Source organism: Bifidobacterium simiarum (genome assembly GCF_002802905.1).
Classification (GTDB): domain Bacteria; phylum Actinomycetota; class Actinomycetes; order Actinomycetales; family Bifidobacteriaceae; genus Galliscardovia; species Galliscardovia simiarum.
This window is the reverse complement of sequence record NZ_PEBK01000004.1, coordinates 194,445-215,169: the sequence shown is the minus strand read 5'-3', so window position 1 is coordinate 215,169 and position 20,725 is coordinate 194,445. Positions and strand designations below refer to the sequence as shown.

Sequence of the window (20,725 nt, the reverse complement as noted above, 5' to 3'; positions counted from 1 at the left end):
ACGCACTCGGGACGGGACGACGCCTCGTCGCCTAAACTTTGCCCCCCGGAACAGGAATCGGTAGGACTGAGTGAGAGCCCACGGATTTCGGGTATGAATGAGGCCCTGATGATTCCGGTTCGGGAATCATCAGGGCCTCGTGGGAATAGTGACAGATTGGGGATTTGACCACCCCCAGTCTCGCTGCCGCTCGCCAGCCCCCGCCAGCGGGGGCGAAGAACCTGCCCCCGCTGGCGGGGGCTGTCCGCCGGAAGGCGGACTGGGGGTGGTGAATCCAATCACGGACCGGCACTCACCACCCTCTGGTCACCTCACGCGTGGAGGGCGCGGCGGGTGCGGCGGGACTGGGTGTAGACCACGGCGCCGGCGCCACCAAGCACGGCGGCCAGCACGAGGAACATCGCGATACCAGCGGCACCGGTCTTCGGCAGCTCGGTGATGTTGCGCACGTTCTTGACCTTGTAGTCGGTGAGGTTGTTCGGGTTGTTGTTGGTATCGGTCGTCGGGTTGTTCAGGTCAGGAGCCAGACCGTAGCTGTCGACGTTCTCGAACTTGGTGGCAGCGCCCTTGCTGATAGTGACCTTGAACTTGGCGGCAACGGACGGAGTGGAATTGTCATCCTTATGACCGAGGAAGCCGGTCGGCACCTTGGTCTCGGTCACTTCGTACACGCCATCAGCGAGACCGGAGAAGGCGACCACACCATCGCTGCCAGAGGTGGCAACCTTGTCCTTCTCGGACGGAATCACGGCATCGGTCTTGCCAGTGGCGTCGGTGTCAACAGCAGTGATGGTGAACTCGGCACCTGCGAGCGCGTTGCCCTGAGCGTCGGTCTTGGTGAAGGCGAACTTGCCGAGGGTCAGGCTGGTCTTGTCGGTAGCCTTGGAGTTGTTGTCGTTCACCTCGACGGAGTTCGGCACGGAGGTATTGCTCTTGGCTTCCTCGTTGATGGTCACGTTGTAGGTGACCTCAACGGCGGTGTCGGCCAGAGGCTCATTGTCCTTATTACCATTGACGTACTTGCTCAGGTCGATGGTGAAAGTCTTGGTTCCGTCGCCCTTGAAGCTCTTGGCCTGTGCGGCTGCGGGATCCGAGAAGCTCAGATCGTAGCCGGTCGGGTTGGAGGTCTGGTCATAGGCCTGAATCTCCTTGCCGCCGACCTTCACGGTGAAGTTGTTGCTCAGGTCAACGGTCTGGCCCTTGCCGGGGGTATCGGTGAGGGAGAACTTGTAGTTGTCGAAGCCTGTGGTGACGGATGGCAGGTCGCTTTTCAGCGTGTACTGGACGGTCTGGCCGGTGGACACGGTGCCGTCCTTGTCGTTGAAGGTCTTGATGACCGGGGTGACGTGGTTCTTCAGCGCGATGGTATTGTCGCCATTCACTGGATCGGTGATGGTGTCGTTAGTCACGGTTCCGGAGGCGAGCACGATCGGAGCGGACTGGGTAACGACCTTGCCGCCGACATTATTGGTCGGATCCTTGCCATTCTGCTCAGTACCGTTCGAGATGTTACCGTTCGTGCCTTCGCTAATCGTGGTATCGGTAATGGCGGCGGTATCGAGGAACAGGTAGACACCGGCGGACAGGGAGATCGTGCGATTAGCATCGGTACCAGTCAGGGTGGCCTCGGTAAGGGCATCTGTCACAGCGGTGTTCGATGCCAGCGACCGGGCGAAGTTGCGGGTAGAACCGGTCCACGGGGTGTCTTCCTTGTTAAGCGCACCATTCTGCAGGGCCCATGCCATGAGATCGGTGGTGTTGTCGGTCGGCACGGTCAGAGTCTTGCCCACCGCAGCATCCAGAGCGGTCTTGATGGCTCCACGATCTGCAGTGGTCGCGGTCTTCACGCCGTACTTGATATCGGCGCCGGTACCGTACTGCACGTAGTCGGCCAGCTTGTAGTACTTGATCGTACGACCGGTCCACTGATCGACATTATCCGTCTTGAACGTGAACGTGGCGTTAGTGGTGACGGACGTGCCCGTGTCATCCGCGCTGGCGGTGGCGGCACCGAACGCGAGGCCGCTGAGCAGCGTTGCGGCTGCGGCCAGGCCAGCGAACAGTTTCCTCATCTTCATGAGAATCCTCTTTCCTTTTCCTTTGTTCCTGTGTTTGGTTGTTCTGCTGTCGCGGAAGCAGGAGCAGCGTCAACTGCCTCCGCGATCCGCAAGTGTTGTGTGTGTTTAGTTATGTGGCATAGGCGATGAGTGAAGGGGCTTCGTTTGTCACCTCATCAGTCAGCTTTCGCTGACAGCTTCCCCTCAAGGGGAAGCCAAGAAGGAGGCTTCGCTTGGCCGCCGCACCCGACTTGCGCCGGGCTTCGTTCGACCACCCCCACCCGGCTTCCGCCGGGAGCCCCCGCCAGCGGGGGCAGAAGCCGAGGGGCTGTCGGCCGTAGGCCGTCCTTTTTGCCTTCCCCTTGAGGGGAAGGTGGCCGGCGAAGCCGGTCGGATGAGGTGGCGAACGAAGCACCCGCACGATTTCGCTATGCCATGGTGGACCTCCGCTTTCGGTATTCGTTGATGCCGAAGCCGGTCGCTGCGGCCACTGCGGCGAACGCGCCGCCGATCAGCAGCCATTCGCGGGCGGTCGTGCCACCGGTGAGCGGCAGCGACGCCACCGCCCGCACGTTCGGAATCAGGTTCTCGTTACCGGAAGGCTTGTGGCTCACCGGCAACGACGCTCCCGTGGGCGCATCGATCAGCACATGGGTGGCGGCGGCCGGAATCTTGAACGAGTACGTGGTCTTGGAGGCCACGTAGCCGTCCGGCGCATTGATCTCCGTGAGCTGATACGTGTAGGTCTGGTGGGTCGTACCGTCAGGCGGGGTCAGTCCGAGGATCTTGAACTTGCCGCCCGCGTTGTCCACGTCCGCGTATGCGGTGATCTTGCCGGCAGCGTCCTTGGTGTTGGTGTGGCTGGCGCACGGGTCGGGCGCACCGGACTCGCTCTCGCAGTCCTTCACCGTGGCGGTCGTGGTCTTGCCGGCGATCTCCTTGCCATCGGCATTGAGCGGTCCGTACACCTGCCAGGTCGAGCCGGTAAGCAGTGCGGAGGGATCGTCCTTCTTGTCGACCGGCACCTTGGACCACGAGGCCTGTGGCTGGGTGTTCGGAATGCCATATCCATTGCCGACCGTGTTGCCGTCCTTGTCTTTGATCGGGACGTCGGTATTGCCGTTCAGATCGGCGTCCGTCACCGTGAACGTGTAATAGACGTTGCCGGCGGGCTTCCAGTAGCCATTCGGCGTGGTGGTTTCCTGCATCCGGTACGTGCCGGCTGTCGGGGGTTGGATGGTGAACTCTCCGGCCGAACCGTCGGTGTCGGCCAGGGTCTTCTTCGTCAGATCGTTCTTGTCATCCGCACACTTCGCGGCCGCAGTATTGGTCGTATCGTCCACGCAGTCGTCCACCGTGTAGGTCTCGTCGGCGATCGGATCGCCCTTGCTGTCCAACAGGGCGACTGTCCAGCCAGATCTGCCGACCTCCGTCGACGTCTGATCGGCGTCGATCTTCTTCCATGAGACGCCGGGCAACGGGGTGTTGCCGATCGCCTTGTCGGTCGTGGTGGGCTTGCCGGTGCCGTTGTCCCACTGGGCCTGGGCGTCGGCCACGGTGAACGTGTAGGTTTCGGTCGACGGCGAATAGCCGGTCGGGGCCTTACGCTCGGTGACTTGATACACGCCGCTGGCGAGATTGTTGATGTCGAAGCCGCCACCGTCGGGGTTGTTGTCGAAGCCGACGTAGCTCTCGTCACCGGCGTTGTCCTTGACGATTGCGGATCGCTGGGTGACATTGCCGTCGGCGTCAGTCTCCTGCTTCCAGCAAGTACCCGCTTCGTAGGCTGTCTTCCCGGCCTCGGTGAGCGCACCCTTATCGTCGGTGGCGCACAGCGTCGGATAGAAGTCCTCGTTGAGCGGACCGCCGGTCACGGTTTCCGTCTTGGTCACCTTGCCGTCGGCATCCTTGAACTGAACCTCGGCCGGCTTGGTGGTGATCTGCCACTCGGCGCCGGCCAGCTCCTTCGATGAGTCCTTACTGTCGACCTTGCTCCACGAGGCGGTATACGGGGTGGAAAAGAGCACACGACCGTTGGTGCCAAACGCACCACCGGAGAGTCGCGCCTGATTGCCGGTCATCCGCACGGCGGCGGACTGCATGGCGCCGGTCTTCTTGGCCGCGACCTCGGCCTCGGTTCCGGTGACGGTCGCCTTCAGCGCCACGCCGGTCTGGTACATGTCCGTCTGGCCGCTGTAACCCAGCCGAATCATGTACATGTCCGAGTCGAAATTGACCGGATTGCCCTGCGGATCGGTGAAATCGCCGGTCTTTTTCGTGGCCGCAACGGCCTCATTGTATCCGGGAGCGCCTCCCTGCCAGTAATCGCCAAAGCCGCTGGCCTCCTTGATCGGCTGACCGTCCCACGACCACGTGACCGCCTTCTCGGTACGGTCGGTGAACCACGTATCCATGAGCTGGAAGGTATTGGTGCTCACATGGTCACGCTTCGAATACGGGTTCATGATCGCGAAGTCGTCACCGCCCTGATTGACCGCATTCTGGCCACCGTAGTTCTTATTCTTCTGGATGGTGGCGAGATCGTTGCTGTGTTTCGACTCTTTGTCATCGTCGGAAGGAGTCGTGTTGGCATCAATGGACGGATTCGTCTTGTTGCTGTATAGGGCGATGTTGCCGCCCTTGGAGGCTTCGCCGTTGCCGGAAGGGCACAGCCAGAATCCGCCGCCGAAATGGCCGGCGACGTTCTCGGTGGCCACGGCCTTGGCCACATACGCCGTGGAGTGCTCCTCCGTGTAGATGGAACCGCCAAGGTAGCCGCTGACGTTGTTGGTGAAGGTGCCTAACCGGTCGAGTCTCCATCCTGCAGGAAGATCGCGCCGCCGGCACCACCGAGCGGAATCTTGCCATCGCCGTCGTACGGGGTGTCAAGCACGCCGGCCCAGTTGCCATCGAACGTCGGACGATGTCCTTGAGCGTCATTCTGCACCTTCAGGGTGCCCTGCACGTAGATGGCGCCGCCACCGCTCATGAACGACGATTCCTTTTCGTAGTTCTTCGTAAACTTGGCCTTGCCCTGCACGGTGAGCTCGCCGGAATCCGTGTGGATGGCGCCGCCACCGCGACGCTGACGCGAATTGCTGTGGCACGCATTGCGGTTATCGCCCGAGCAGTCCGTGTAAGTGATGCTGCCGTCGGGCTGCATATCACCGTAGGTCTGACGGTTCGATTCGAAATCGCCGCCGGTGATCGTCGTCTTGCCATTGATCTGATAGATGGCGCCGCCACCCAGACCATTGACGCTTTCGTTGTTGCGGAACGTACCGCCGCTGACGGTCGTCTCGGTGTCGCCGACGAAGATGGCACCGCCGCCGGAACCGAACGAGGTGTTGTGTTCGAACGTGCCATCGGAAACCGTAACCGCTCCGGCTCGGCTGCGGATCACGCCACCACCGTTCCAACTAATGACGGTTTTCGTCGCCATGTTGCCGGTGAACGTACCGCCCGACACGGTCAGCGTGGACTTCACGGTATCGGATACGTTGTTCTGCTGGGTGATCACACCGCCGACCTCCGCGGTGTTACCCGAGAACGTACCGCCTGAGATCGTGGCGGAACCTTTGTCCTTGTAGATCACGCCACCATTGCTTGCAGTGTTCTTGCTGAACGTACCGTCGGTGATTTCCATCGAACCGGAAGCCATATAGGCCACGCCACCGTGGGCGGACTTGTTGTTAGCGAAGGCTCCACCGTTGATGATGAGTTTTCCGCCGTTAACGTGGGCCATTGCTCCGTCCGCGGCATTGACATCGGCACCGAGGTACTGGAACGTGCCGTTGTTGATGGTGAAGGCGGCGTTGGTTTCGACGGTGGCGAAACGGCGCTGGGCCGGGTCGGTTTCGGTGCCGGCGTAGGTGAAGGCCGCGTCCTGAGCGTCCTTGCCGACGGTGAGGCTACCGCCGGTCTTGACGTCGAAGATCGAGCCGGCGGTGTCACCCGCGGCGATCTTGAGGGCGGTGGGGGTCTTGCCGTCGACCGCGGCGATCTTGGAGACCAGCGTGATGGCGTGGGCCGGGACGGCGATGGTGCCGGCGGCGGGGACGTCGATCTGGCCGGTGATCGCGACGGTGGCGTCGCCGGTGGCGGATTCGATGCAGTCCTTGAGGGTGGCCCAGTCGGTGACCGCGGCACAGTCGCCGACGGCGGCGGGGGCCGCGGCGGGAGCGGATGCGGCCTTACGCTTGGCGGAGTCGGCCGTGGCGTTGGTCTTGCCGGAGTTGGTGTTGCCGGCGTTGGTGTTGGTCTTGCCGGATGTGCTGGGCTTGCCGGAGTTCGGGGCCTGAGTGCTGGCGTTGCCGCTGTCTGACTGAGTCTTGTCGGTACCGGTCGCGTCAGTGCCGGTCTTGTCAGTGCCGGTTTTGTCGGTGCCGGTCGCGCCTTCGGTGGCGTTGGATGCGTCCGACGTGCTCGACGACGTGCCGGACGGCGAGGGGCTGACGGTGATCGTATTCGATCCGCTCGGATCGGCGGCATTGGCCACGCCGACCACACCAACGGCGGGGATGCCGATGGCGAGCATCGATGCCGCGGCCATGGCGGCGACGGCTGCCCGGGCATTCTTCACCCCACGCTTTCGGGGGGAACGTGACCACTGACCCCCATCATAGGGGGTATTATGATACACTAACCCCCGAAGCTTGGACAGGGGCTTGGACAATAGGGATGATCGACTCTTTTTCTCGTCGTGACGTTCATTCTTCGGGTCACAGCCACGCCCGCAGTGCATACTCACAACTCTCTCCATCTGCCACCGCCGCAATACGGTGACTCCAATAACCGGTTCTGCATCCACCTTATGCCCCGTTTACGGGTGTGCAACGGGGTGAAATGTGAGCGTCAACACAAAACCGAACATCGCTTTGAGACCCCTGTTCAGTCTGCCGATTGTTGCCCTTGTTGTTGCATTTCGTGCGAAAATGCGAAAATCCTTGATTTTTCAATCGCGTAGCGATACCCCCCCCCCCGCCGACACGCGCGACATTGCGCTATAGCACCGGACGGCCGGCAAACCGATCACGGAATGGCATCAATCCACGATCGTTATCAAATTGTTATCAAAATCCGACCTTGCAGCATCCCTTGTTATATCAACGAACTAAACGGTCGGTTACGAACGAACCAACAATCGTCACGACCGAAATGTGCGATTGCGATCATTACACCGCACGGATCCGGTATACTCACCCGATTCCCGCGGCACCCCGGCCACCCGATCGGTTGGTTAGGAAAGTGCATATTGGGCTTTCCCTGACCACCCTCAGTCGGCTCCCGCCAGCGGGAGCAGAGTGTCCCGCCCCCCGCCGGCGGGGGCTGTTATGCGTAGCATGACTGGGGGTGGCCGAATCCCAGCTTCGCCTGACCACCCTCAGTCGGCTCCGCCGACAGCTCCCGCCAGCGGGAGCAGAATGCCAATTGCCCCTACATCTGCTCGCCTGTCGGCTCGCCTGAGTCCTAAAAACGCCTCTGGCGTTTTCTCAACGGACTCAGCCAAGGGGGAAGCCAAGATTGAATTACTTGACGAGGTAGTAGACGCCGTTGGAGGCCTGAAGGCCGCCGGAGAGCGGGTAGCGGTCGACGTTGTCCTGCGGGGCGAAGACGTACTGGTCGCCGAGCGGCTGCAGGAACGGCGTGGAGGTGTCGACCTCCTTACTACCGTCCAGCAGCGGATAGCTGCCATTCGTCTCGGGATACACGTCCTTCGACTCCCAGCCGGCCGGGTAGTAGGCCACGCCGGTCGGCCAGCGGGTGATGTTCTCGCGGCCGAGCGCCTTGCACGCCTCGCCGTTGACCGTCGTCCCGTTCGGCAGCGCGCACTGGTATTCCGAGACCGATCCGGACAGCGTCACCGACACGTCCTTCTCCCAGGCGTTGAGGCTGTCGTCACCCGTGCCCAGCTGGCTTACGCCGCCGTTCAGCAGCGGGGCGAACGCCCGTTCGACCGTGCCGGAGACCTGACGGAACCGGCCCTTGTCGTCAATGGAAACGCAGCTGAGACCGTCCTTCTGGCAGTACTTGCCCGCGATCGACGAAAAATCACCGGCCGCGATCTGCTTGCGAACCTTCGCCAGCTGCTGCTTCGGTCCGTTGCTGGCCTCATGCTTGTCGAGCGTGATCCGCGCCACCGGGTTCTCCTTGAACTCCTGATCCTCGGCGTACTTGCCCAGATCATGCAGCGGATTGCTTTCCGGCAGCTTGCCGAGCGGCTCGAGAATCGGGAACGCATACCATTCGTTCGAGTAGCCGTACAGCTCCCACGAGGCGGAGGCGTCGCCGGGCTTGAGTTTGCCGTTCTCCACCTTCACATGCCCTTGGACCTCCATGCCGATTCCCGGCTCACCCTTGAGGGTCACGATGCCCTGGCCCAGCGCCTTGAGCGTCGGATCCATCAGCAGACCGACCTCGTACTTGGCTGCGGCGGTCAGCTCCATGTTCGGGTCGACTGACGCCTTCGTGGTGGCGGTCACCTTGCCGTTCTGCAGCACGGCCTTCGCCTCGGCCGACGCCTTGACCTTCATGGTGCCGCGGAAATGACCGGAGGAATGCGAGACGAGCGTCGCATCGGTCTCCACCTTGAAGCCCCACGGCAGACGCCAGGCGATCGGCTTCTTGGTGAGCTTGATGCCCTCGAACTCCTGATCGGTGGCGGAGTCGGTGCTGTCGGTGCTGCCGGATGAACCGGGCTTGGCGGAATCGGTCTTCGCTGCCTTGGCTTTGGCAGAATCCTTCGCAGCGGCATCGTCCTTGGCACCACTCTCGCCGGACGGATCCTTCTTATCGGCCTTCTCAGTGCCCGCGCACTCCGTCTCCGAGTAATCGACGTGGTTCACCCCGTTCTCCTTGGCGTAGCTCGCGCAGACCACGCCGGCGGTGTTGAACTCGGTCTTGGCCTCAAGCGTCACGTTCGACTGCTCGTAGTGGACGAAATCCACGGTCGCCTTGGCGGTGATATTGCTGGCCAGCGTGGTCTTGTTCACCACATAGCCCACCTTGGCCAGTTCAGGCTTGGCGGCGGTCGTCTTCCGGGAGACCTGCAGATCCTTCGCATAGTCGAACTCGTAGTTCAGCGACTGACCGACCTCGGCGCCCACGCCGATCTTCGCCCCGCGCATACGGGTCTTGCCGGCCGGCTCGGCGAGGTTCTTCGCAGTCACGCCGTCGGCGGGCGTCACCTCCGCCTTGGAGGCGTCAAGCACGGTGTTGTCGAGACTGATGCGGTCGAACGCATCGGGCAGATCGGCGTCCCCGCCGGTCACGGTCAGGTTCGCATCGGCTCCGGTGCCGGTCTTGCCCACGGCGGCGACCTTGATCACCTTGCCGTCGAAATCGCCATTCGGGGCGAGGACGACGATGTCTCCGGCGATCACGTCGATGGTCTTGTCGGTGACGGTCACGGTCTTCTGATCGGCGGAGATCCGGTAGTCCTTGGCGTCGAGGTAGATGGCGGACGACTTGATCTGGCCGCTCGCCGTGCCTTCGACCACCTTGCGGCCGAGCGTGATCGCACCGGTGACGTTCTGCACGGTGATGTCGTTGCGCTGCTTGGCCAGCAGAGTCGCCTTCACGATCTGCGGGGCGGCCTGTCCCTCCGGGACGGCGGCCGTGTCGCGGACGACCGCGTCATACCGGACGTTGCGCGTGAGGTGCGCGACGAAATAGCCGTCCGCGTCGGTGGTCACGGTGACCGGCTGCTCGCCGGTGGCCGTGAGATTGAGTTGCGCGTTCTTCACCGGCTGCCTGCCGGCGTCCTGCGCCTGCCCGACGACCGCGACGGTCTCCTTCTTCGGTTCGACGAAGGTGGCGGTGACGTGCGAGTTGATCTCGTAGCCGTGATTGTTGACGGTGACCACGGAGATGACGTCCACGCTGGCGTTTTCGCCGGCCGGGTTGGCGGTGGGTTCGGCGGTGGATTCGCTGCCGGGTTCGGCGGCGAGCGCGTTCGGCACGATCATCAGACCGGCGCCGAGCATGGCGATGGCCACGGATGCGGCGATCAGGGCGCGGGCGGAGAGGCGGGGGCCGGAGTGGATACGGTCGGTGCCGAGGTGGGCGTGGCCGCTCATGTGGGCGGTGGTGCCGGTGTTGGTGGTGCCGGCGGTGGTGCCGGAGACCCCGGTCTGCCGGGCCGCGACGGCGTTGCGGCGGCCGACGATGAGTCCGGCCGCGGCGAGGAGCAGCAGGGCGAATCCGGTGATGCCGGCGATGGAGACGCCGGTGCGGGAAAGCTTGTCAGGCGACTTGGCGGTGTTCGTGTCGGCCGAGACGTTGCCGGAGGGGGTCTTGTTGGCGGGGGTCTTACTGGCGGAGTCGGTGTTGGACGAATCCGTGGCGGAAGAGTTCGGGTTGGTGGAAGCGTTGTTGCCGGAACCGTTGTCGGCGTTGTTGCCCGGTGTGGTCGTGCCGGTGCTGGTGTTGGTGTTGCCATTGCTGGTGTTGGTGCCGTCGTTGGTTCCGGTGTTGCCGTCGTCGGTCGTGCCGGATGATTCGGCGAGCTTGACGGTGAGGGTCTGGCCGTCGACGAGCGCGTAGGCGTGATCGCCGGGAGCGAGGTCGCCGACCGTCCAGTCCACCGTGGTGAGCTTGCCGGATTCGGCGATGTCCGCGGGAATCGTGGTCGATCCCTTGATCGCGGTGGCGGTCTTCGTCGGATCGTTGTTGGTCACGACGATGGCGTACTGGTCGTCTCCGGCCTGATCGTAGCGCTCGACCGATACCCCGATGCGCATGATCTGGCTGGCCGTCGAGACGTTGGAGGATACATTCGTGGCGACCGCGCTCATGGCGTTGGCCGCGTAGGCCGGTGTGCCGCCGAACATGCCGAGCGTCATAACGACCGCGGCGAGTACCGCGAACAGCGTCGCCGCCACGGCCCTGATCGCCTTGATCGTCGTCGTGCCGCGTTCGCGCCGATCGATGGATGCAGACCCCATGAGTCCCCTTACGTCTTCATGCCTTCCAGCGCATCCGCATTGCCCAATACCACATGGCGAAACGGATGCCATAATCCGAATACCACCTTACTCGCCGCGGCGGCGCACGGCCCGAAAAGTATGGCGGTCGTGCCCGAAAACGCAAATTTGCGGTGCTTTTCGGTCGTTTTCTGCGGGAAAAACGACCATAAGGCACCGCAAATTGGGGGTGGGAGGGGCTTTAGGACCCCTCATCCGTCTGGCAGAGCCAGACACCTTCCCCCCGAGGGGAAGGTAGCGGAGGGTGACGGGACTCTAGGCCCCTCATCCGTCCGACGGAGTCGGACACCTTCCCCCCCGAGGGGAAGGTTGAGAGTGAAGGGACTCTAGGCCCCTCATCCGTCCGACGGAGTCGGACACCTTCCCCCCCGAGGGGAAGGTTGACGAAGGCCGTCGAAGGTCAGTCGGCCTGGACGCTGTCGATGGTGACGTCGGGGTCGTCGGGGGTGTGCCCGGCCAGTGGGTCCTCCGGCATGGTAGTGAGCTCGAGGTGCTCGCCGCCGGTCTGGTCGACCAGCACGGTGTCGCCGTCGTGGACCTTGCCGGCCAGCAGCATACGGGCCAGCTGGTCGCCGACCTCGGTCTGCACCAGACGACGCAGCGGACGCGCGCCGTAGGCCGGATCGTAGCCGGTGTTGGCCAGCCACTCGCGGGCCGCGTCGGTGACGTCGAGGGTGATGCGCCGATCGGTGAGACGCGAGGCCACCTGCTTGACCTGAATGTCCACGATGCCGCCCAGCTCCTCGCGGGTGAGCGGGTGGAAGATCACCAGTTCGTCCAGACGGTTGATGAACTCCGGCTTGAACTGCATGTGCACGGCGTCCATCACGGCCTTCTTCTTCGCGTCGGCGTCGAGGTCCTGATTGACCAGGAACTGCGAGCCGAGGTTGGAGGTCATGATCAGGATCGTGTTCTTGAAGTCCACGGTCCTGCCCTGGCCGTCGGTCAGACGACCGTCGTCGAGCACCTGCAGCAGCACGTCGAACACCTCGGGGTTGGCCTTCTCAACCTCGTCGAACAGCACGACGGAGTACGGGCGACGGCGAACGGCCTCGGTGAGCTGGCCGCCCTCCTCGTAGCCGACGTAGCCCGGGGCCGCGCCGATCAGGCGGGACACGGAGGCCTTCTCCATGTACTCGGACATGTCGATGCGAACCATGGCCTTCTCATCGTCGAACAGGAAGTCGGCGAGCGCCTTGGCCAGCTCGGTCTTGCCCACGCCGGTGGGGCCGAGGAACAGGAAGGAGCCGGTCGGACGGTTCGGGTCGCTGATGCCGGCACGCGAGCGGCGGACGGCGTCGGACACGGCGGCGATGGCCTCCTTCTGGCCGATCACGCGCTTGCCGAGGTAGTCCTCCATGTGCAGCAGCTTCTCGTTCTCGCCCTGCATCAGGCGGCCGACGGGGATGCCGGTCCAGTCGGAGACGATCTCGGCCACGGAGTCGGCGTCCACATGGTCGGGGACCATCGGCTCGGGCTTGTTCTCGCCGTTCTCGTTGGACTCGGCGTCGGCGCTTTCCGCGGCGGAGAGCTCCTTCTGGATGGCGGGGATGTCGCCGTAGAGGATCTTCGACGCCTTGGCGAGGTCGCCCTCACGGGTGGCCTTGTCGGCTTCGACGCGCAGATTGTCCAGCTTGGCGCGCAGATCGCCCACCTTGTTGTGTCCGGCCTTCTCGGCGTCCCACTTGGCCTTCAGCCCGCTCAGCTTCTCGCGGGTATCGGCCAGATCGGCCTGAAGCTTGCCGAGACGCTCCTTGGAAGCCGGATCCTCCGCCTTCTTCAGCTGCATCTCCTCCATTTCGAGACGCGTGACCTTGCGCTGCAGCTCATCGATCTCCTCCGGGGAGGAATCGAGCTCCATGCGCAGGTGCGCGGCGGCCTCGTCGACCAGATCGATGGCCTTGTCGGGCAGCTGACGGCCGGAGATGTACCGGTTCGACAGCGTGGCGGCGGCCACCAGCGCGTCGTCGCCGATCGTCACCTTGTGGTGCGCCTCGTAGCGCTGCTTGAGGCCACGCAGGATCGCGACCGTGTCCTCCACGCTCGGCTCGCCCACGTACACCTGCTGGAAACGACGCTCCAGCGCCGGGTCCTTCTCGATGTTCTCGCGGTATTCGTCCAGCGTGGTCGCGCCGATCAGGCGGAGCTCGCCACGGGCCAGCATGGGCTTGAGCATGTTGCCCGCGTCCATGGAGCCTTCGGCCGCGCCGGCGCCCACGATCGTGTGGATCTCGTCGATGAACGTGATGATCTGGCCGTCGGCGTTCTTGATCTCCTCAAGCACGCTCTTCAGACGCTCCTCGAATTCGCCACGGTACTTGGAGCCGGCCACCATCGAACCCATGTCGAGGCTGATCAGCTTCTTGTTCTGCAGCGTGGTCGGCACGTCGCCGGCGACGATACGCTGGGCCAGTCCTTCGACCACGGCGGTCTTGCCGACGCCGGGCTCGCCGATCAGCACCGGGTTGTTCTTGGTACGACGGGAAAGGATCTGGATCACGCGGCGGATCTCCTGATCACGGCCGATCACCGGGTCGAGCTTGCCTTCCTTCGCGGCGGCGGTCAGGTCGGTGGAGTACTTCTCCAGCGCCTTGTAGCTGCCTTCCGCATCCGGGCTGTCGACCTTGCGGCCGCCGCGGATGCCGGGCACCGCCTTGCGCAGCGCCTCGGGCGTCACGCCGTTGGCCTTGAGAATGTCGGCCGACTGGTTCGGGGCCGACGCCGCAATGCCGATGAGCAGGTGCTCGGTGGAGACGTACTCGTCGCCCATCTCCTTCATTTCCTTCTCGGCCTGTGCGATGGCCGTGGTGAGCTGGCGGCTCGCCTGCGGCTGCGAAGTGCTCGATCCGCTGGCGCTCGGCAGCTTCACCAGAGCGTTGCGAGCCGCGGCGGCGATGGCCTGCGGGTTGCCGCCGGCCGCCTGGATCAGGCCCGGCACCACGCCTTCCTGCTGGCGAAGCAGGGCCTCCAGCACATGCAGGGTTTCGACCTGCGCGTTGCCTGCCGCCGAAGCGGACTGAATGGCGTCGCCCAGCGCCTCCTGAGCCATCCTTGTGAAGTTCTGTTCCATCATTGCCTCCCAAAAGTCTTGAATCGCGTCGCGTGCGGCCGGCCGGATCGGTGCGGGCCCGATCGGTAGGCCGCGCGCGGCATTGTTGTCGTGTTCTGACTAACCCAACAGGGAGGGACGGGAACTTATTCCCAAAACTTGAGCGTGTTGCACTCAAGTTTTAAAATCGGCGGTTGTGCCGAGAACCGCGGATCAGGAACCGCGCGACGCTCACACCGCCGGCAGCAGGACGTGCAGGATCGTCATCTCGGCGAGCGCGATCACGCCGGTCACGGTGAGCGAGAACCCGGCCAGCTTCGCGTTGCCGGTGAGCGAATCGGCGAACTTCGTGGCGAACACGGTGATCGGCGAAAGGGCCGCGAGGGTGAGGATCTCGCGGATGCGCAGGTCGAACGGCATGATGTACCACGCGGCCAGCGCGATCACCACGCTGAACGCCGTACGCCACGCGATCACCTTGAGCAGCGTGAGCCGGTCCTTGCGCTCGTGCGGCACCTCCATCATCAGGCCGATCATCGCCATGCAGCAGAACGCGTTGGCGTTGGCGAACGGGGTGACCAGCTCCACGATCGGATCGGGAATCTGCACATGCGCGAACATCAGGATCAGCATGAGCATGTAGGTGTCGAACGAGAGGGAGCTGACGAAGTCGTGCGCGATGTTGCGTACGCGCAGCACCATCGGCAGCGCGGCCGCCGAATCGCCCATGTGCAGCAGCCCCTTGGTCAGGCTCAGCGCGGCGGCGGTGGCCACCATCGCGTTGCCGATATCCATCATGATCACCGGCAGACCGGCCGAGGCCCCCATGAACGTCTGCGCCACCGGCAGGCAGAACGCGCCGAGGTTGAGGCCGGACGAGGCGAGCATCGTGAACGCCCGGTAGCGCTTGTCGGGTTCGCGATGCGTGCCGAGGAACACCAGCACCAGAGGGATGATCGCGCAGACGAACCCGAACAGCACGATCCACAGCATCGACATGTCGTGCTTGTTGGTGGCGAACGACATCACGATCGCGCACGGCAGCGTGAGATTGAACGCGAACCCCTGCGCCACCTTGTAGTCATGCTCGCCGAAGATATGCAGACGCTTGAGCGCGTACACCCCGAGAATCACCAGCAGCAGCGCGCCCGACTTGAATATGACCATGACTTCGACTTCTTAACCCGCGATTCATCCCGCGATCCGACCCGTATACGTCAAGCGAGTATAGGAACGTCCCTCCCCCGACGCCCGGCGAGGCCGCATGGTGATACACGCGGAGGACCGGGCCAGCCGAGCGGACGGCCCGACCTAGCGGCCCGCGTGACGTGCCGAAGGACCGGGCCGGCATCGTTCGGAGGGATGATATCGGACATCGACCCGGGCGTCGGAAGCATTCCTCCCCTATAATGTTGCCGGTGTCCGGTACGCACCACCGCGAACGAATGTGAGGCGTATGCGACGTTCGCGGCGGGGTACGGCAGGACCGGCCGGCCATGGCGGATGCCCGTGAGACAGGACGAGACCGGCACACCGAGGTGAAGGCCGCCTGCGGGCGGAGAGCGGAGAGAAGACATGACGCAGAGCGCGCACAACGGCGGACTGAACATCGATATGACACCACTGACACCGAATCCCCGACGCCGGGCGAAGAAGAAGACCCGCACCCTCATCGCCGTGATCGTGGTGGTGGCGATCGTCGCCGCGGCCGCCGGATTCTTCGGCTGGCAGGGCCTGCGCAAGTCGGCGCTGAAGGGCTGTCAGGAACAGTGGACGTCGCTGAACACCGAACTGACCGATACGACCACGCTGCGGGGTGATCTCAAGACCGCGTCGACGATCACCGCCGAGCAGGTGAAGGACGCCTCCACGGTGAGCCATCTGGCCGAGGTGCGCGGTGACCTCGATTCGATCGACGGCGACCTCGACCCGCAGGATACGCTGTGCCCGGCGGATGCCACGATCAAGAGCCTCAAGACCGCCACCCAGCAGCTGGCCGACCGTGAGAAGCCGATCGACAACGCCGTGAAGACCGTGGATTCCGCGGTGAAGGCCGTGAACTCCAGCAAGGCGGAGAAGACGTACAACGACACGAAGACCGCGCTGGAGACCGACGTGAAGACCGCCACCCAGCTGGTCTCCGATGCGAAGGGTCAGGTGAAGGACACGTCCCTGACCGATGCGGTGAACAAGCAGATCGACGCGGCGAACAGCGCGATGGCCCAGCAGGCCGACAAGTCGTTCAGCACCGACAAGCTCACCGCGGCGAAGACCTCGCTGGGCGAGGCGACGAAGGCGCTGGAGAAGGCCATGTCGCCCGACTGCTCCAAGGAGAAGTGCGTGGCGATCACCTTCGATGACGGCCCGAGCGCCGAAACCACGCCGGGACTGCTTGCCACGCTGAAGAAGCTCAACGTGCCGGTGACGTTCTTCTCGCTGGCCACCGAGGCCAAGGCCAACCCGAACATCCTCAAGCAGGAGATCGCGGACGGCCATGCGGTGGGCAGCCACACCTGGGACCACCAGCAGCTGAGCAAGCTTTCCGCCGATCAGATCCAGCAGCAGATCACCACGTCCGCGGCCACGATCCAGCAGGCCACCGGACGCACGGTGACGATGATGCGCCCGCCGTACGGCGACTACAACCGTACCGTGCGCGAGAAGGCCAAGGAGGCCGGCGAGGCGCTGATCATGTGGGACGTGGATTCGCTCGACTGGAAGTCGCACAACAAGGACGCGATCCTGGCCGAAGTGAACAAGGAAGTGACCAGCGGATCGATCATCCTGCTGCACGACATCCACCAGACCACCGTGGATTCCGTGCCGGCCGTGATCCAGCTGCTGCAGTCCAAGGGCTTCAAGCTGGTGACCGTACCGCAGCTGGTGGGCAACGATCTTCAGCCCGGAGCCGTGTACTTCAACCGCAACTACGTAATCACCAAGTAGCGGCGGGCAATAGGCGGGCTAATAGATCGGGCTCGAAGGATCGGCCCAAGCTCGCAAGACGAAGGCCGGCTGCCGACGTTGCGAATCACGTCGACAGCCGGCCTTTCGCATATGCCGGTTATTGCGGTGGGTATTCGAGGCCCCTCATCAGTCAGCCTTCGGCTGCCAGCTTCAACCGCAAGAAAGGACGGCCTGACGGCCGCGCTTCATACGCTCGCCTGTCGGCTCGCCTGAGCCCTGAAAATGTCACCGACATTTTCTTTACGGGCTCAGCCCAAAGGGGAAGCCTAAAGACCGCAGCTTATAGGTCGTCCGCCATCCGCTTTGCCTTCCCCTTGAGGGGAAGGTGGCCGGCGAAGCCGGTCGGATGAGGTGACGATCGAAGCCCCTTGCGCCGCCCTACTTACCGAGGAACTCGTTGGTGGCGATCTCCTTGGCCTGCGGGATCTCGTTGATCTGCTTGCCGTTGGCGTCCTCGTAGGTGTGGTTCTCGCCGAGGAAGTCGAAGAACTTCTGCGTGTCCACGAAGTCGTTGGTGCCGAGCACGAACGAGCCGTCCTTGATCTTCGCCGGATCACCCCAGTACTTGCCGTCCACGATGGTCTTCATGCTCTTCTTCACGAAGTCGAGCTTGAGGTTGGCCTCCGGGGCCTCCTTCACGAGGATCGACGCGGCGTCGTCCGGGTGCTCGTAGGCGTACTCATAGCCCTTCTGCGAGGCCTGCACGAACTTCTTCACCAGTTCCGGATCGTTCTTGATGGTCTTGGTGTTGGTGATGATGCCGATCGAATCCGCGTTGCCGGGCACGCCGTAGTCGGGCTCGGTGAAGCAGTTGAGGGCCGGGCCCTCCATCTCGGCCTGCACGCCCTCCCAGGTGGCGTAGAAGCCGCCGAAGTCGGCCTTGCCGGAGCTCAGCGTCTGGAACGTGGAAGTGCCGACGGTCACCTTGTCGAACTGGCCCTTGCCGCCGTCGTGCTGGATCATGCGCTTGAGCACGGCGTCGTCCTCGTTGGAGCCGAAGGTGGCGAAGGTACGGCCGTCGAAGTCCTTCGGCGACTTGATGTTCTTGTTGCTGGCCAGCGCGCACCAGATGGCGCTCGGCTTCTGCTGCACCTGCATGACCTGCTTGATCTGCGCGCCCTTGAGCGTGTAGTTGCCCACGTTGGTCATGTTCGACAGCGCGAAGTCGGCCACGCCGTTGCTCACGGCCTGCTCGGCGCCGGCCTGCGCCACGGCCACGATGTCGACGTCAAGGCCGGCCTCCTTGAAGTAACCTTTGTTCTTGGCCACGTAGACGCCGATGTGGTTGGTGTCCGGCGCCCACGACAGCATGAACGTGACCTTCTTCAGGCCGGTGCTGGAGCTGGAGGAGCTGGACGAATCGGCGGAGGAGTCGCTGGAGCTGGCGGAACCGCAGGCCGCCAGCGAAAACGCCATGGCCGCCGCACCGACGATGGCCACGGCCTTGCGCATGTTCCCGGAAATGAGCTTGCCCATGGAGGACATAAGAGACATGATGATTCCCTAGATCTTCTCAAATGACCGTTTTCTAGGAATGACTGGCTGACGGGCCGGGCAGAAAACGATCCGAAGGGCCGGGGCCGTCACGCCCGCCGGTGCCCCCGAATCCGCAACCCGCACGGAGACGGAAACGTCCGTCCGTACGGAACATTCGGTTTGCCACACACCGACGGTAAGGCGTGACGATTATACGCCGGATTATCCGACATCGCGCCCCGCCGAAGCCCGACTCGGAATAGAACGGCCCCGATCCCGTCAGTCATTCGGAATCGGGGCTGGACACACCGGGGCCGGACATCGGGCCGTCGGTGTTACGGCTCAGCCGGCGACCACCACGTTGCGCAGGTCGCCGATGCCTTCCACGGAGACGATCGCCTCGTCGCCCGGCTTCAGCGTGCCGGACGCGTTCGGGGTGCCGGTAAGGATCACGTCGCCGGGCAGCAGCGTGGAGAACTGGGAGATCGCGGCGATCTGCGCCGGAATCGAATGGATCAGACCGGCGGTGGTGCCGGACGCCTCGGGCACGGACTCGCCGTTGAGCGTGAAGCCGATGCGGGCGTCGGTCCAGTCGAGATCGGTCTGGATCCACGGGCCGAGCGGGCAGGAGGTGTCGAAGCCCTTCGCGCGGGTCCACATCGGGTCGAATCCCTGCACGTCGCGCAGGGTCACGTCGTTCACGCAGGTGTAGCCGAGCACGTAGTCCATGGCCTTTTCGACCGGCACGTTCTTCGCGATGCGGCCGATCACCACGGCCACCTCCGGCTCGAAGTTCATGTCGTGTGAGAACGGCGGGATCACGATCGGATCGTCGGGACCGATCACCGAAGTGGACGGCTTGGTGAAGATCACCATCTCCTCGGGAGCCACCTTGATGTCGGACAGGCCCTTCTCGGCCATGAACGTGGTGTGGGCCTGATAGTTCTTGGCCAGGCCGAACACCTTCGACGGGATGATCGGGGCGAGCAGACGGACGCCGTCGGCATCCACCGCGTAGCGTTCGCCGGTGGGCTTGACCTCGGCGGCGCCCAGCGGGAAGCCGTCGAGCGCGACGAGGTAGTCCTTGCCGTCGTTCTCGTCGGTCTGGACGAAGGCGTACTGGGGGCGGTCGTTAACGGAAAAACGTGCGATTCTCATACGGCCAGTGTATCCCCTGAACCGTATCCCGGACGGCTCGCGGACGGCTTCCGGACGGCGTAATCCGGATCGACGGCGTGATCCGGATCAGATGAACGCGCGGGGCCCGAAGATCGCGGTGCCGACGCGCACGATCGTGGAGCCCTCGTCGATGGCGATCGCCATGTCGTGCGTCATGCCCATCGACAGCTCACGGCAGTCGGGGAGGTCGGGCAGCAGGGCGTCGCGGGTTTCGCGCAGATGGGCGAACCCGCGGCGGATCACCGCCTCGTCGTCCACATGCGCGCCGATGGTCATCAGACCCTCCAGCCGCAGACCGTCCAGCGCGGCGATCCGGTGGGCCAGATCGGCGGCCTCGGCCGGCTCGCAGCCCGACTTCGACTCCTCGCCCGACTCGTTGACCTCCAGCAGCACGCCGACGGTGATGCCGCGGGCGGCCGCGCGGCGGGAGATCTTCTCGGCCAGCGACAGCGTATCCACCGATTCGATCGTCGTGACGCTGGGCAGCACCTTGTTGATCTTGTTCGACTGCAGCTGGCCGATCAGGTGGAACGGCAGCGGGGCGAGCGGGAACGTGTCGTCGGACGCGGGAGAGCCGAGCGTCTCCGCCTTCGTCGCGGCCGCGCCCAGCGCGAATCCGCGGTCCGCGCACAGACGGGTCAGCCCCGCCACCTTGGCCTCCACCTCCTGCGGACGGTTCTCGCCGATCATGCGCACGCCGGCGTCGATCGCCGCCATGATCTCGCCCACGTCACGGGTCTTGGTGGCGGCGAGCAGCGTCACCGACCCCTTCTCGCGACCGGCGGCGGACTCGGCCTCGGCGATCCCGTCAAGCACCTTGTGCACGCCGTCCGTGATCTGCCGCGCACGATCCGCGTCAATCGTCTCGTTCGCCAGATCCTTGTGATCCATGTATGCGACCATCGTTTCCACTCCCCTATGCGACTGTTTATACGACTGTTCGGCCCGCCGGATTCACGGTCTTCCGCATCGATAGTCTAGTATGCGCCGATCACCGGTCGGACGGCCGGGCA

Annotated in this window: 10 protein-coding genes; 1 reads left to right on the top strand and 9 read right to left on the bottom strand. The window is 63.9% G+C overall.

Translation table 11 applies throughout. From position 1 onward, the window contains the following. Positions 1-311: 311 nt before the first annotated feature. The 6 genes from CSQ87_RS05370 to CSQ87_RS05345 form a co-directional block, all read right to left on the bottom strand. Positions 312-2,078 (bottom strand): isopeptide-forming domain-containing fimbrial protein, encoded by a 1,767-nt coding sequence (locus CSQ87_RS05370; protein ID WP_100512848.1) that lies wholly within the window; start codon positions 2,076-2,078, stop codon positions 312-314. Positions 2,079-2,485: 407 nt separating this feature from the next. Further along, a complete protein-coding gene (locus tag CSQ87_RS05365) occupies positions 2,486-4,786 on the bottom strand; it encodes a SpaA isopeptide-forming pilin-related protein (RefSeq protein WP_100512847.1) in 2,301 nt (766 codons plus the stop codon). 71 nt (positions 4,787-4,857) lie between these two features. After that, positions 4,858-6,639, bottom strand: a complete 1,782-nt coding sequence (locus CSQ87_RS05360) for a hypothetical protein (RefSeq protein ID WP_100512846.1) — start codon at positions 6,637-6,639, stop codon at positions 4,858-4,860. Positions 6,640-7,585: 946 nt separating this feature from the next. Next, positions 7,586-11,002: a hypothetical protein gene (locus tag CSQ87_RS10885; RefSeq protein WP_100512845.1), complete on the bottom strand. Its 3,417-nt coding sequence runs from the start codon at positions 11,000-11,002 to the stop codon at positions 7,586-7,588. A 439-nt stretch (positions 11,003-11,441) separates the two neighbouring features. Then, on the bottom strand, positions 11,442-14,111 hold the full coding sequence (clpB, locus tag CSQ87_RS05350; protein ID WP_100512909.1) for an ATP-dependent chaperone ClpB: 2,670 nt from the start codon (positions 14,109-14,111) through the stop codon (positions 11,442-11,444). Positions 14,112-14,321: 210 nt separating this feature from the next. Then, a complete protein-coding gene (locus CSQ87_RS05345; RefSeq protein ID WP_100512844.1) occupies positions 14,322-15,257 on the bottom strand; it encodes an AEC family transporter in 936 nt (311 codons plus the stop codon). Positions 15,258-15,665: 408 nt separating this feature from the next. On the opposite strand from CSQ87_RS05345, the gene CSQ87_RS05340 reads away from it, so the two are divergent. Then, the gene (locus tag CSQ87_RS05340; protein WP_100512843.1) at positions 15,666-17,036 is read left to right on the top strand and encodes a polysaccharide deacetylase family protein; all 1,371 of its coding nucleotides are present in this window, start codon (positions 15,666-15,668) and stop codon (positions 17,034-17,036) included. 399 nt (positions 17,037-17,435) lie between these two features. On the opposite strand, the gene CSQ87_RS05335 is transcribed toward CSQ87_RS05340, so the two are convergent. From CSQ87_RS05335 to CSQ87_RS05325, 3 genes are all read right to left on the bottom strand, one after another. Next, the gene (locus CSQ87_RS05335) at positions 17,436-18,542 is read right to left on the bottom strand and encodes an ABC transporter substrate-binding protein (protein ID WP_100512842.1); all 1,107 of its coding nucleotides are present in this window, start codon (positions 18,540-18,542) and stop codon (positions 17,436-17,438) included. Positions 18,543-18,875: 333 nt separating this feature from the next. Then, the gene (locus CSQ87_RS05330; RefSeq protein WP_100512841.1) at positions 18,876-19,691 is read right to left on the bottom strand and encodes a fumarylacetoacetate hydrolase family protein; all 816 of its coding nucleotides are present in this window, start codon (positions 19,689-19,691) and stop codon (positions 18,876-18,878) included. 87 nt (positions 19,692-19,778) lie between these two features. Continuing rightward, positions 19,779-20,615, bottom strand: a complete 837-nt coding sequence (locus CSQ87_RS05325) for a YggS family pyridoxal phosphate-dependent enzyme (protein WP_100512840.1) — start codon at positions 20,613-20,615, stop codon at positions 19,779-19,781. Positions 20,616-20,725 lie beyond the last annotated feature (110 nt).

Coding starts and splice junctions, on each gene's coding strand:
- CSQ87_RS05370 (WP_100512848.1), bottom strand. CDS start 2,078: ATGAAGATGAGGAAACTGTTCGCTGGCCTGGCCGCAGCCGCAACGCTG.
- CSQ87_RS10885 (WP_100512845.1), bottom strand. CDS start 11,002: ATGGGGTCTGCATCCATCGATCGGCGCGAACGCGGCACGACGACGATC.
- clpB (WP_100512909.1), bottom strand. CDS start 14,111: ATGGAACAGAACTTCACAAGGATGGCTCAGGAGGCGCTGGGCGACGCC.
- CSQ87_RS05345 (WP_100512844.1), bottom strand. CDS start 15,257: ATGGTCATATTCAAGTCGGGCGCGCTGCTGCTGGTGATTCTCGGGGTG.
- CSQ87_RS05340 (WP_100512843.1), top strand. CDS start 15,666: ATGACGCAGAGCGCGCACAACGGCGGACTGAACATCGATATGACACCA.
- CSQ87_RS05335 (WP_100512842.1), bottom strand. CDS start 18,542: ATGTCCTCCATGGGCAAGCTCATTTCCGGGAACATGCGCAAGGCCGTG.
- CSQ87_RS05330 (WP_100512841.1), bottom strand. CDS start 19,691: ATGAGAATCGCACGTTTTTCCGTTAACGACCGCCCCCAGTACGCCTTC.
- CSQ87_RS05325 (WP_100512840.1), bottom strand. CDS start 20,615: ATGGTCGCATACATGGATCACAAGGATCTGGCGAACGAGACGATTGAC.